The sequence below is a fragment of the Seonamhaeicola sediminis genome (assembly GCF_004358095.2).
Classification (GTDB): Bacteria; Bacteroidota; Bacteroidia; order Flavobacteriales; family Flavobacteriaceae; genus Seonamhaeicola; species Seonamhaeicola sediminis.
This window is the reverse complement of the sequence record NZ_SMZJ02000005.1, coordinates 94,526-109,063: the sequence shown is the minus strand read 5'-3', so window position 1 is coordinate 109,063 and position 14,538 is coordinate 94,526. Positions and strand designations below refer to the sequence as shown.

The 14,538-nt window shown below is 33.7% G+C and carries 10 protein-coding genes; 9 read left to right on the top strand and 1 reads right to left on the bottom strand.

What is annotated here, in order from left to right:
* Positions 1-19: 19 nt before the first annotated feature.
* The 8 genes from E1J38_RS10055 to E1J38_RS10020 all read left to right on the top strand — a co-directional run bounded on the left by E1J38_RS10055 (position 20) and on the right by E1J38_RS10020 (position 10,505).
* A complete protein-coding gene (locus E1J38_RS10055; protein WP_133356421.1) occupies positions 20-1,177 on the top strand; it encodes a homogentisate 1,2-dioxygenase in 1,158 nt (385 codons plus the stop codon).
* A gap of 169 nt (positions 1,178-1,346) precedes the next feature.
* Positions 1,347-2,507, top strand: coding sequence for a 4-hydroxyphenylpyruvate dioxygenase (gene hppD / locus E1J38_RS10050; RefSeq protein WP_133356420.1), 1,161 nt, complete (start codon positions 1,347-1,349; stop codon positions 2,505-2,507).
* Between the two features lie 134 nt (positions 2,508-2,641).
* Positions 2,642-3,427 (top strand): DUF3108 domain-containing protein, encoded by a 786-nt coding sequence (locus tag E1J38_RS10045; RefSeq protein ID WP_133356419.1) that lies wholly within the window; start codon positions 2,642-2,644, stop codon positions 3,425-3,427.
* Positions 3,427-4,350: a tryptophan 2,3-dioxygenase family protein gene (locus E1J38_RS10040; protein ID WP_133356418.1), complete on the top strand. Its 924-nt coding sequence runs from the start codon at positions 3,427-3,429 to the stop codon at positions 4,348-4,350. The genes E1J38_RS10045 and E1J38_RS10040 overlap by 1 nt, the downstream gene beginning before the upstream one ends.
* Positions 4,308-5,630, top strand: coding sequence for a peptidoglycan DD-metalloendopeptidase family protein (locus E1J38_RS10035; protein ID WP_133356417.1), 1,323 nt, complete (start codon positions 4,308-4,310; stop codon positions 5,628-5,630). The genes E1J38_RS10040 and E1J38_RS10035 overlap by 43 nt, the downstream gene beginning before the upstream one ends.
* 3 nt (positions 5,631-5,633) lie before the next feature.
* Complete coding sequence (gene pgi / locus E1J38_RS10030; RefSeq protein ID WP_133356416.1) at positions 5,634-7,253, top strand: glucose-6-phosphate isomerase; 1,620 nt, start codon at positions 5,634-5,636, stop codon at positions 7,251-7,253.
* Between the two features lie 167 nt (positions 7,254-7,420).
* On the top strand, positions 7,421-9,973 hold the full coding sequence (locus tag E1J38_RS10025) for a TonB-dependent receptor (protein ID WP_133356415.1): 2,553 nt from the start codon (positions 7,421-7,423) through the stop codon (positions 9,971-9,973).
* Positions 9,974-10,070: 97 nt separating this feature from the next.
* Positions 10,071-10,505, top strand: a complete 435-nt coding sequence (locus E1J38_RS10020) for a hypothetical protein (protein WP_133356414.1) — start codon at positions 10,071-10,073, stop codon at positions 10,503-10,505.
* A gap of 18 nt (positions 10,506-10,523) precedes the next feature.
* Here E1J38_RS10020 and E1J38_RS10015 read toward each other — a convergent pair whose 3' ends face one another.
* A complete protein-coding gene (locus E1J38_RS10015; RefSeq protein ID WP_133356413.1) occupies positions 10,524-11,579 on the bottom strand; it encodes an endonuclease/exonuclease/phosphatase family protein in 1,056 nt (351 codons plus the stop codon).
* A gap of 138 nt (positions 11,580-11,717) precedes the next feature.
* Here E1J38_RS10015 and E1J38_RS10010 point away from each other — a divergent pair, with 138 nt between their 5' ends.
* Positions 11,718-14,522 carry a carboxypeptidase regulatory-like domain-containing protein gene (locus E1J38_RS10010; protein WP_133356412.1) on the top strand — a complete coding sequence of 935 codons (2,805 nt, stop codon included), beginning with the start codon at positions 11,718-11,720 and terminating at the stop codon, positions 14,520-14,522.
* Positions 14,523-14,538: the final 16 nt, after the last annotated feature.

Here is a 14,538-nt window from a genome sequence, read left to right as displayed (position 1 = left end):
AGTATCTAAATTTGAAAAAATGCCATTTTATCATAAATTAGGAAATATTCCACCTAAAAGACATACACAGTTTAGAAAATCAGACGGTAGTTTGTATTATGAGCAGTTGTTTGGTACTATTGGTTTTGACGGTATGTCAACGAATAGCTATCATGAGCAGCGCCCAACACAGGTTAAGGAAATTAAAAGGCAATATAGTGTAGCTCCAAAAATTGCTCTTAAAAATAATATTAAATCCTATCGGTTTAAGGGGTTTCAAGTAAAGCCAGAAGATGATTATTTAGAAAGTAGAAAAACTGTTTTGGTAAATAGTGATTGTGCCATTGTATTAGCAGCTCCAAAACAATCTACAAAAGACTATTTCTACAAAAACACCGATGCCGATGAATTAATTTTTATTCATAAAGGGAGTGGGAGATTACGCACCATGTTAGGGAATATCAATTTTAAATATGGAGATTATCTGTTAGTGCCACGGGGAATTATTTATAAAATAGATTTTGATACCCAAGATAACAGACTCTTTATTGTAGAATCCCACAGGCCTATTTACACACCCAAAAGATATCGTAATTGGTTTGGGCAGTTGTTAGAGTATTCACCGTTTTGTGAGCGTGACATTAGGCAACCACAAGAGTTGGAAACTTATAATGAAAATGGAGATTTTCTTATCAAAGTTAAAAAACAAGGAGACATTATAGAAATGGTGTATGCCTCACATCCGTTTGATGTAGTAGGATATGATGGTTACAACTATCCGTACGCTTTTTCAATACATGATTTTGAACCCATTACAGGACGTGTGCATCAACCGCCTCCAGTACACCAAACATTTGAGACCGATGCTTTTGTAGTGTGTAGTTTTGTACCACGGTTGTACGATTATCATCCGCAGTCAATTCCGGCACCATATAATCACAGTAACATTGATTCTGATGAGGTTTTGTATTATGTTGATGGCGATTTTATGAGCCGTAACGATATTGAAGCAGGGCATATCTCGTTGCATCCTGCGGGTATCCCACATGGGCCACATCCCGGAGCTACAGAGCGTAGTATTGGGCAGGTAAAAACAGATGAATTGGCGGTAATGGTAGATACATTCAAACCACTTATGGTTACAGAAGAGGCTATGAAAATTGCCGATGAGGGGTATTACAAATCTTGGTTAGAATAAATTTATTAGAAGCTACTTCCCGTTTTCGGTAGTCGCTCTTAAAAATGCTACATCATGCATTGTCTGGATAAAATTTTTAAGGAGCTCCACAAACTACCTCAATCGGGGCTACTTTAAATAGTAATAATGGCTAAACCACTAAAAGAATCAACAGAAAAACTTATAAACTATGAGTAAAGATATAAAATCAGTAAACTACGGTTTAGAAAAAATATTTGAAGGCGCGCAAGATTTTTTACCACTTTTAGGAACAGATTACGTAGAACTTTACGTTGGTAACGCAAAACAAGCAGCTCATTTTTATAAAACAGCATTTGGGTTTCAGTCTTATGCCTATAAAGGTTTGGAGACGGGAAGTAACGACTCGGTTTCCTATGTTCTTAAACAAGATAAAATAAGGCTAGTGCTTACCACACCATTAAACTCTAAAAACCCAATAAATGAACATATTGTTAAACATGGTGATGGCGTAAAAGTAATTGCCCTTTGGGTAGAAGACGCCAGAAAAGCTTATAAAGAAACAACAAGTAGAGGTGCCAAATCATATTTTGAGCCTTTTGTAGAGTCAGATGAACATGGCCAGGTAGTGCGTGCTGGAATTTATACCTACGGTGAAACGGTCCATATGTTTGTAGAACGCAAAAATTACAATGGTGTGTTTATGCCTAAATTCGAAAAGTGGGAGTCAGACTATAACCCTGAGCCGCTTGGATTAAAATATGTAGATCACATGGTAGGAAATGTTGGTTGGGGGCAAATGAATACGTGGGTAAAATGGTATGAAGATGTCATGGGTTTTGAAAACTTTTTATCCTTTGATGATAAGCAAATACACACTGAATATTCTGCTTTAATGAGTAAGGTAATGAGTAATGGTAATGGGCGTATAAAATTCCCAATAAATGAACCTGCCGAAGGCAAAAAAAAGTCACAGATTGAAGAATATCTTGACTTTTATGAAAGCGCCGGGGTACAACATATTGCTGTTGCTACAGATGATATTATTTCAACGGTAAAGGGCATGCGTTCTAGAGGTGTGGAATTTTTGTCAACACCACCAGAAACTTATTACGAAGCTGTTCCAGAGCGTTTGTTGGCACATGATCATCAGTTGAAAGAAGATATTAAAACACTTCAAAATTTAGGTATTATGATAGATGCCGATGAAGAGGGGTATTTACTTCAAATATTTACAAAACCAGTTCAAGATAGACCCACGTTATTTTTTGAAATAATACAACGTATGGGGGCTAGAGGTTTTGGTGCTGGTAATTTTAAGGCTTTGTTTGAATCTATTGAAAGAGAACAAGCCAAACGAGGAACTTTATAAATAATTGTTAAGTGTGTGCTAATAAAAACAGGTGCTCTGAAGTTTTTTTATATTTTTGGAATAGTAATTGTAATTTCTTGAGTAGAGCAATAAAATTTTATTGAAGAAGTTAATTACATAACCCAAAAAAAAGAATGCATAAAATACTACTTATATTATTACTAACAACAAGCTTTATACAAGTGTCTTATTCTCAAGATGAAAAAGCATTTGAAGATGGAGAATGGTTTAAATTTAAAATGAGTTACAGCGGTTTTTTAAAAGCAGGTAATGCAACGCTTACCGTTAAAAATGCTACATTGAACAATAAAGAGGTGTATCATGTAAAGGGAAAAGGCTGGACAACGGGTATGATAAAATGGTTTTTTAAAGTAGAAGATCGATATGAAAGTTATTTTGACAAACAAACCAACATACCTTACAAGTTTATTAGAGATATTGATGAAGGAGGTTACACCAAAGACCTTGAAATTGACTTTGATCATATCAATAAAAAAGCCCATATAAATGATAAAAAAAATAAAACCAAAACCGTTGTAAATATAAAACCCAACATACATGATATGGTATCTACTTTTTATTATTTACGCAATAATATTAAAATAGATACTTTAAAGGTTGGTGATGAAGTTTTAGTAGATATGTATTATGATAAAGAAAGCTACAGGTTTAAGTTAGAATACCTTGGAGAGGATATTATTAGCTCAGATTTTGGTGATGTAGAAACCCTAATGTTCAGACCATATGTTTTGGCAGGACGCGTGTTTAAAGAGGAAGAAAGTTTAACAGTTTGGGTAACCAAAGATAAAAATAAAGTACCTTTGCGCATCAAAGCAGATTTGGCTGTGGGCTCTTTAAGAGCGGATTTAGAAGCTTTTAAGGGGCTGAAACACCCCTTTCAAATAGTAGTTAAACGATAATGGGTTTAGATTCTAAAATTACCAAACAACTCAAAGACAAATATAACAACATAGACCAAGATTTAGAAGATCATCTAGAAGGTTTGTTGTATAGTAAACCTATCACATATTGGGATTACATCCAGACAGATGCCTTATTAAACCTACAATTACCTAGAACCAATTATCCAGATGAGATGGTATTTATTATGTACCATCAAATTACAGAGCTTTTGTTCAAAATGATACTTACCGAAATTGAGCAACTTGCAAAATCTCAAAAAGTAGAAACGGAGACGTTTACAGATAAAATAATGCGTATTAGTCGTTATTTTGATGTATTGACATCCTCTTTCAGTATCATGAAAGATGGCATGAGTATAGAGCAATATAATAAGTTTAGACAAACGTTGATACCTGCCAGCGGATTTCAAAGCGCACAGTATAGAAAAATAGAGTTTGCTTCAACAGAATTAATTAATTTAATAGACAAAAGGTTTAGAGATACCATTGATAGAAATTCATCTTATGAAAATGCTTTTGAACATTTGTATTGGCAAGCAGCAGGTAAAGACTACAAAACTGGAAAAAAGAGCTATACTTTAACAGTATTTGAAGAACGATATAAAGAAGAGTTTATTAGATTTACCAAATTTTATTACAAAAATAATCTTTGGGCAAAATTTAAAGGTTTACCTAAAAAAGCACAGCAAAACAAAGCGCTTATTAAAGCTATGCGTCATTATGATTACACTGTTAATATTAAATGGGTCATGGCGCATTATAATACGGCAAATTACTATTTAAATATTGGTGGTAAAACAGCCGAAGCTACAGGAGGTAGTGAATGGGTTAAATACATGCACCCAAAGTATCAAAAAAGGATATTTTTTCCAGAATTATGGACAACAAAAGAAATAGAAGATTGGGGAACAAATATTTAATAACAATAATATTTACTTTAGGATTTCTTTTTAATGCTTGCAAGGAGGATAAAAAAGAAGACGTTTTACATGAAGAGTTAGCGGTTGTTGAAGCGCCTAAAGATATTTATGAGTTTGGATTTAAGTTGAATGATTACGTGGTTAAGCGAGATACCGTAAAAACAGGAGAGAGTTTTGGGCAAATTTTAGAACAAAATAAAATAGGCTACCCTAAAATATTTCATATTGCTGAAAAAACTAAAGAAACTTTTAATATTGCTCGATTTTTTCAGGCAGGAAAACCATATACAATTTTATGCTCAAAAGATTCATTAGAGTTGCCAGAATCTTTTATTTATCAACCTAATAAGGAGGAATATGTGGTCATTAATTTTAAAGATTCTATCCATGCTTTTAAAAGTAGAAAGCCTATTACTTATGTTGAAAAAACGATTACGGGTGTTATAGACAATAGTATTTCAGTAACATTGGATGAAAAAGGTGTTAGTCCAGTACTTACCAATAAATTGGCAGATGATATTTATGCCTGGACCATTGATTTTAGACGCCTTCAAAAAGGAGATAGATTTAAGGTGATTTATACTGATAAGTATATAGATGATTCTATTTATGGCGGTATTCATGATGTGAAGGCAGCTTATTTTGAACATAATAACGAACCGTTTTACGCCTTTCAATTTGAAACAGATTCAGTAAAAGGAATTATCGATTACTTTAACGATGAAGCCAAAAATTTGCGTCGTGCCTTTTTAAAAGCCCCCGTTAAATTTAGCAGAATATCATCGCGTTATAATTTAAGAAGAAGAATAGCGGTTTACGGTTACAAAGTGAGAGCCCATAAAGGTACTGATTTTGCTGCTCCAATTGACACGCCTATTATGGCAACCGCCAACGGAACGGTTACTAAATCTGAACGCAGAGGTGGTAACGGTAATTATGTTAAAATTAGACATAATGCCACTTATGAAACTCAGTATTTGCATATGAGGAAGCGTAATGTAAAAGTAGGGCAATTTGTTAAGCAAGGCGATGTAATTGGATGGGTTGGAATGACAGGAAATACGGGTGGTCCGCACGTTTGTTACCGGTTTTGGGTTAATGGAAGACAGGTAGACCCGTTCAAGCAAAAACTCCCCGAAGCAAAACCCATTTCAGACTCATTAAAAGCAAGATATTTAGAATATATAAAACCTATCAAAGTTCAACTGGACAGTATACAATTTGATGAAGATGTGCCAGAGGAACACTTTAATGAAAATCTCATCACACAGAATTTTTAAATTATGGCATTACCAACAACCAACCCTACTACAACCAATGCTTGGAGAAAATTAAAAGAGCATTTTAACGAGGTGAAGAATTTACATATGAAAGATTTATTTGCTCAAGATGAAAAAAGGGCTGATAAATTCACCTTAATATGGGATGATTTTTATGTAGATTTTTCAAAAAATAGAATCACAGAAGAAACTTTTAAGTACTTACTGGAGCTAGCAGATGATGTAAAGTTAAAGGAAGCTATTCAAAGTCAGTTTTCAGGAGAAAAAATAAATCAAACCGAAGGAAGAGCGGTGCTACATTCGGCTTTAAGAGCGCCAGAGTCAGCAGTAGTAACTGTTGATGGAGAAAACGTAATTCCTGAAGTTTATAATGTAAAACAAAAAATAGAAACTTTTACCAATGAGGTAGTAAATGGTAAAAGAAAAGGTTATACAGGCAAACCATTTACCCACGTGGTTAACATTGGTATTGGAGGGTCAGATTTGGGTCCAGCTATGGTTGTTGATGCTTTACAGTATTACAAAAACCACTTAACTACCTATTTTGTTAGTAATGTAGACGGTGACCACGTTAACGAAGTTATCAAAAAATTACACCCAGAGACGACTCTTTTTGTGGTGGTTTCAAAAACGTTTACCACACAAGAAACACTATCTAATGCTAACACTATAAAAGATTGGTTTCTACAATCGGCTAGTCAAGAAGATATTGCTAAACATTTTGTGGCGGTTTCAACCAATTTAGATGCTGTACAAAGTTTTGGAATTGACCCAAACAATATCTTCCCTATGTGGGATTGGGTTGGTGGTCGTTTTTCATTGTGGAGCGCGGTGGGACTTTCAATAAGCTTAGCAGTTGGTTATGATAACTACGCCAGTCTATTATTAGGAGCCAACAAAATGGATGAGCATTTCAAAAACAAAGATTTTCAACATAATATTCCGGTTGTCTTAGGATTAATAAGTATATGGTATAACAACTTTTTTAATGCCGAAAGTGAAGCCATCATACCATACTCACAATATTTAAACCAGTTTGCTACCTATTTACAACAGGGTATTATGGAAAGTAATGGTAAAAGTGTTGATAGAAATGGCAATCCTATAGATTACCAAACAGGCACATTAATTTGGGGTGAACCTGGAACAAACTCGCAACATGCTTTTTTCCAATTAATTCATCAAGGAACAAAATTAATACCTGCTGATTTTATAGGGTTTACAAAATCACTTCATGGCAATCAAGACCATCAAGATAAACTAATATCAAACTTTTTGGCGCAAACCGAAGCTTTATTAAATGGAAAAACAGAAAGCCAGGTAATAGCAGAAGGCACCAAAGAAGCTATCATACCTTTTAAAATATTTGAAGGCAATAAACCAACCAATACCATTTTTATTAAAAAGCTAACACCAGAAAGTTTAGGTAAACTTATTGCCATGTATGAGCACAAAATATTTGTTCAAGGTGTTATTTGGAACATTTTTAGTTATGACCAATTTGGAGTGGAGTTAGGTAAGCAACTTGCTACCAAAATACTAAAGGAATTTAATGGTGAAGCAATAAACACCCATGATTCCTCAACTACAAACTTATTGAATTACTATAAAAGCATGAGTTAAATTTGCTTACGGTTTAATACTATAATTTATATTATGGCACGAGTATTTTAATATTCGTGCCTTTTTTTTAACTAATTGTTAATTTTATTTAATGCATGCATAACATTTGTGTAGGTTTTATGTGTATTTTTGCATAGACTAATTCAATTAATTAATTTTTCTTCACAATGAAAAAAACTACTCAATTTTTATTGTTGACTGTAGCGTTGTTATTCAGTTCAACAATTTTTGCACAAAGTAAAATTACAGGTACTGTAATTGATGCTGATCTTAATGCACCTTTACCAGGAGCAAATGTTATTGAAAAAGGCACTACAAATGGTGTTTCAACAGATTTTGACGGAAACTTTACCTTAACAGCACAAGCAACTTCAGGACAAATAGTTGTTTCTTATGTAGGGTACGGAAAAGTAACTTTATCATTTAATGGCGATACTAATCTAGGTAAGATTACTATTTCTCCGGATAATTCATTAGAGGAAGTGGTAATTACAGGAACGGGTGTAATCGACTTAGCTGAAGATAGAAAAACACCTGTAGCGGTATCTACCATTAAAGCAAATGAAATTAGAGAACGAGCTGGTAATTGGGATTTACCTGAAGTATTGAAATCAACACCTTCGGTTCAAAATATTAAAGGCGGTGGCTTTGGAGACGGTCAAATGTTTTTACGTGGTTTTGATCAAACAAATACGGCTTTTATGTTAAATGGTCAGCCAATTAATAGTCCAGAAGATGGTAGAATGTTTTGGTCTAATTGGTCTGGAGTTTTAGATGTTGCAAATGCAGTTCAAGTTCAAAGAGGGTTAGGTTCTTCTAAATTGGCAATATCATCAGTTGGTGGTACGGTAAATATAGTAACCAAAACGGTAGATAGAAGAGAAGGAGGTTTTGTTCAACAAATGGTTGGAAATGATAATTATACAAAATCTACAGCTTATTATTCTACAGGATTGATGGAAAGTGGTTGGGCTTTTTCAGCGATGTTAGGCCATTGGCAAGGAGAAGGTTATGTTAATGATACAGACGGACAAGGCCAAACATATTTCCTGTCATTGGGTTATAAACCTAATGAAAATAACTTATTCAACTTTTTAATTACAGGAGCGCCTCAATGGCATGCGGCAGCTGGAAGCGGAAGAATAAGTGATTTTCTTGAAAACGGTAGGAAGTATAACTCCTGGAATTTCTCAGGAGTAAATAGTCCTAATCTATTACAAAGCGGAAGATATCCGGGTGGTAGAAATATATATCATAAACCAGTTGCAAATATAAGTTGGGATTTAACTCTTGGTGAAAATTCCTCTTTATCAACTATTTTATATGGTTCTATAGGTCGTGGAGCTTTTGCTGCAACACAATTTTCAGGTGGAATACCATCGTATGCTAGAGGATCTAATAATAACCACAACTGGTATGGAGTGGTCTCAAACTTTAATACAGAATTAAATTCAAATTTAAGTTTGAATTTTGGTGCTGATGTTCGTCTTTACAACGGAATTCATTTTAGAAGTGCAAACGAATTTTTATCTGTAGACAGTGTAAACGCCTTTAGTATTTATAATGGAGGAGATTATATGCTAACTAAAACCTTTGGAGGTATCAATCCATGGAATTTAACGTTTAATCCAAATGATGAGCATGACCAACGTTTTGGATATGATTATGAAGAAGACATCAACTATTACGGTGTTTTCGGTCAGTTAGAGTATTCAAATGATCAATTTTCGGCTTTCTTCCAAGGGTCAGCATCAACTCAAACTCATGTTAGGACAGAGTATTTAAATGCAGCAGTTGAAGGCGTTTCAGAAGAATCAGAGAAAGTAAATAACCCTGGTTTTAATTTAAAAGCAGGAGCTTCCTATACTATAAACGTTAATAATAAGGTGTTTGCTAATGTTGGCTATTACTCACGCCAACCTTTTCATAGTGACTTGTTTATAAGTGATAGAAACGGAAATGAATTAATAATGCCAGAAGTTGAAAACCAAAAAATTACAGGATTAGAGGCTGGATATCAATTAGGAGGGGAAAAGATTTCTGCTAATTTAAACCTTTATTATACCATTTGGGATAATAGAACATTATTAAGTGATAATGGAGAAGATCAGGGGTCTTCAGCATTCAGGCTTTTCCAAACACAAGGAGTTAAACAGGTACATAGTGGTGTAGAGTTGGAAGTATTTGCGCGACCAACGGATAACCTTAGGGTTAATGGATTTCTAGCGATTGGAGATTGGAAATTTGATGGGAATGGTACTCAAAGGACTTTTGATGAATCTGGTACAATTTCAGATCCAGACACTGAGGTAGACCTTGACGGTGTTAAGGTAGGGGGAGCGGCTCAATTTACTGCTGGGGCATTTGCTTCCTATGAGTTTTTGCCAAGATTTAGTGTAGATGGAACCTGGAATCTTTACAATAATTTGTATTCACAAGGGCAAGCAACAGCCGATAGTCCTCCTATAGAATTACCAAGTTATGATACAGTTGATTTAGGTGCTTCATACAAGTGGTTATTGGGTGAAAATGACCAAAACGCACTGCAGTTTAGAGTGAATATCAACAATATCTTTGATGAGGTTTACTTAGAATCTGTGAGTGGAAATACAGCTGCATCTTCTATTGCATCTGAGAATTACAAAGGTGTTAATGTGTCTAATAATGGTAGATTTGGTTACGGTAGAACTTGGAATGTTAGTTTACGCTATTCATTCTAATAAAGTTTGAAAATAAGAATAAAAACCGCTTCTTGAAAGAAGCGGTTTTTTTATAGATTAAAATCACTATTTTTGAAATCAATTAAAATTAATAATCATGTACGAAATCATACTTAATCTACACTCTTATTGGGCCTATTTGGTGCTGTTTATTTTAATTATAGCATCATTGAATGCATTGATAAAATCTTTTGCAGGTAAAGAGTATAGTGCCAAAGATTTTAGAATTTCTTTATTTACTTTAATTGTTTCTCATATTCAACTTCTAATAGGCATTATATTATATTTTGTATCAGAGAGGTTTAGTTTATGGAGTGAATTGGGAGGTAAAGTAATGGGTAATAGTTTAGCGCGTTTATATTTAGTTGAACATCCGTTAGTAAATATCATTGGTGTGGCACTTATAACCATTGGTTATTCAAAGCATAAAAAGAAATTGACTTCTAAAGCTAAATTAAGAACCATAGCAATTTTTTATACCATAGCTTTAGTGTTTATTCTTTCAAGAATCCCTTGGCAACAGTGGTTTTAATTGAAAAGACCTACGAGGTTAATCTTTAACCTCTTTTATCACATAAACAAATACCGGAAAGTGATCGCTAAAACCATTGGTGAATCCGCCATTTGAAAAACTTCTATAAGGATAGCCTTTATATTGTCCCTTTTTGGTAATTAAGTAGTGCTTGTTAAAAATACCCGCTTTATAAAATCTAAATGATGAATAATCTTTTTCAAGTAAGGGTTTGGTAAATAAAATTTGGTCAAATAAACTCCAAGCATCCCTGTAAGCTGTGGTTCCTAAACCATCTTTAAAGTATTTTTCATAAGGGTTATAAATGCCTTTTAAGCTAACGCTCTTTTTATTATACTTTGGCTTTAAAACCTTTTTTACACTTTCGTCTGTTGGGTTATCATTTAAATCGCCCATCAAGAAAATTTTAGCATAAGGGTTGTTAGATTGAAGAGAATCAATCAAATGCTTACTAAGTTTTGCCGCAGCGATACGCTTTGGCTTACTTCTAGCTTCTCCACCACTTCTAGATGGCCAATGAGTAACTATCAAATGTATAAGGTCTCCTTCTAGTTCTCCGCTAACCAACAATTGGTCTCTAGTATATACACGTTTGTTAGTTAAATCATCATAGATTTTTAATTCATGACTACTTGTTGATATTGGTATAAAGATATTTTTTTGATATAAGAGTGCTACATCAATACCTCGAGCATCTGGGGAGTGGTAATGAATAATCCCATAGTTTTTAGCTACAAGTAATGAATCGTTTAAGAGGTCTTCTAGAACTTTTCTGTTTTCAATTTCCGAAACACCTATTATTGCTGGAGAATTATTAGTTATTTCACTGCCAATGTCAGCAATAACTCTAGCCATATTTCTCACTTTCTTTTTATAAACTAGCTCATTGTTTGTTTTTAATTCCATTATAGGGCTAGCTTCATCAAATTTGTTAGGGTCGTTTTCTGTATCAAACAAATTTTCCAAATTATAAAAGGCAATAGTATGTATTTTATAAGTCTTTTTTTCTTGGGAATAGATAAATGAGTTTCCTAATAAGAATAAGCTAAGAAATAAGGTTGTAAAAGTTTTCATTAAAGGAAAGTTACGTTATTGTTATTTTCGTTACAAAGTTTAAGTCAAAAGTAGATATTTGATTTAAATATCATAAATTTGATTATATTAAATGATTATTATTTAGTAACACTTAAAGTATTAATTATAAACTAAAGTATGAATAAAAGATTACTCATTTTTTTATTGGGAGTTTTTTTGTTTTTTTCAGCATCTGCGCAACAAGCTCAAATAAAAGGGAGTGTTAGGGATGCTGTTTCTTTTGGACTTATTCCAGATGTAATAGTTGAAGTTGAGGGCTCAATGTTAAATACGATAACAGGAGATAATGGGGAATTTTTGTTTGCTTCTAATGTGCCTTTAGGAGAACAAGTTTTAAGAATTTCAAAAATAGGTTACATCACTAAAAGATTTCCAATTGTTGTTAATGAAAAACAAACAGTCAAAATATTTGATATGACTTTGGAAGTAGATGATTCTTCATCTGAAGAATTATTTACTATAATGCTATCTGATGATCAACTAGATAATGATGAAAGTGGAGCCGATAATATTTCTGGTTTATTAGCATCTTCGATGAATGTTTTCCAAAGGACTGCAGCTTTTGAGTTTAGTCCTTCGTTCTTTAGGGTAAGAGGGTTAGATTCAGAGAATGGATCAGTACTCATCAATGGCATAGAGATGAATAAATTATTTAATGGGAGACCTCAATGGAGTAATTGGGGTGGTTTAAATGATGTAGTTAGAAATCAAGAACTAACCATAGGGTTGGCGCCCTCTAATTATAATTTTGGAGGTATTCTAGGAACTACCAATATTAATGTAAGAGCTACTCAAGCAAGACTTGGAGGTAGAGTAACTTATTCCTCTTCAAATAGAAGTTATACAAACAGACTCATGGCTAGTTATTCCAGTGGAATGATAGAAGGAGATTGGGCGTTTACTTTATCAATTGGTAGACGTTGGGGAAATGAAGGGTTTCAAGATGGTACGTTGTATGATTCAAATTCTTTTTTCGCATCGGTTGAAAAGAAAATAAATGATAAGCATAGTTTAAGTTTTACCTCCATATATGCACCTAATAGAAGAGGTAAGTCTTCACCTAATACCCAAGAGGTATTTGATTTAAAAGATATTAAGTATAATGAGTATTGGGGGTGGCAGAATGGTGAAAAACGCAATTCACGTATAAAGGAAGTAGAGGAACCTATAATGATGCTTAACCACTATTGGGATTTATCCAGTAAAACTACCTTGAATACAAACTTAGGGTACCAATTTGGAAAAATAGGGAATAGCCGTTTGAGTAATAATGGCACCGATTTAGTTAACGGTTTTCCTGAGGGAGGAGCATTAAACCCAAGTCCCACTTATTATCAAAAGTTACCAAGTTATGCCTTGAGAAACTTTCCAGACAATACAAGTATGGCATATGGCCTTCAACAACAATTTATAAATGACGGACAAATAAACTGGAATATGCTTTATGAAGCTAATATTTTGAATGCTCAAAATGGAGGTAATGCAATTTATGCTCTTTATGAAGATAGGTCTGATGACAAACAGCTCACAGTTAATACTATTTTTAGTTCTGAGTTAAATGACAATATTTTAGTTAATGCAGCACTAAATTATAGGTCACTTAAGTCTGAGAATTTTGCCGAAATTATTGATTTATTAGGTGCAACTACCTTTTTAGATGTTGATGCTTTTGCAACTAATATTGATGAAGCTCAAAACGACTTGGCAAACCCAAATAGGTTAGTTGGAGAGGGAGATAGATTTGCTTATAATTATAATTTGTTTGCAGATATAATTAGTGGCTATGCACAAGCACAATTTAAATATAATAAGGTAGACTTTTACCTTTCGGGTAGTATTACCAACACACAATATCAAAGAGAGGGTATTTATCAAAATGGAGGTTTTCCTGATAACTCACTTGGCTATGGTGATAAGTTAACATTTACAGGTATTGGTGCTAAAGGAGGCCTTACTTATAAACTTACTGGAAAACATGTATTCGATATTAATGCAGGTTATATTACTAGGGCTCCTTCACTACGTAATACTTATTCTAATGCTCGTGAAAATCATAATGTGGTTCCTAATATTACAGAAGAGAAAATTTTATCTTCAGATGCAAGCTATATTTATAGATCGCCAATAATAAATGCAAAATTAACAGGATACTACACTAAAATAGAAGATGCTAATGAAATATCATTTTTCTTTGCTGACGGAATAGGAGGTGATAATACGGCCTTTATTCAAGAGATACTTCAGGGGATAGAAAAAAGACACATAGGGGGCGAATTGGGGGTTGAAGCTCAAATAACACCAACCATTAAGTTTAGGGGAGTTGCCTCTGTAGGACAATTTACCTATGACAATAATCCCAATCTATTTTTAACCACAGAGGCTGATGACGAATCAATTGCTGCTGGATTTGTAGATGGCTTTAAAGATTTTGGTAAATCAAACTTAAAAGATTACAAGTTGGCTGCAGGACCACATAGAGCATATTCAATTGGATTTGAATATCGCGATCCAGATTATTGGTGGGTTGGGGCAACGGCTAATTTTTTTACTAACACATATATTGATGTTAGTCCATTAATTCGATCTGAAAATTTCACTACCGATTTTGATGGTAATCCATTTAATGATTATGATGAAGACCTAGCTAGAGAACTGTTGAAACAGGAACGTTTTGATGATTACATGGTAATAAACCTAATTGGAGGTAAGTCTTGGAAACTAGGAGATAAATATATTAGCATATTTGCCAGTATCAATAACCTCTTAGATGAGATATATAAAACGGGAGGCTTTGAACAAGGTAGAAATGCTAATTTTAGACAGTTACGTGATGATAAAAGTTTAGACACTCCAGTCTTTGGTTCAAGATATTGGTACGGTCGTGGAACAACTTATTTCGTAAACGTAAACTTTAGATTTTAAAAAAATATTTAATATA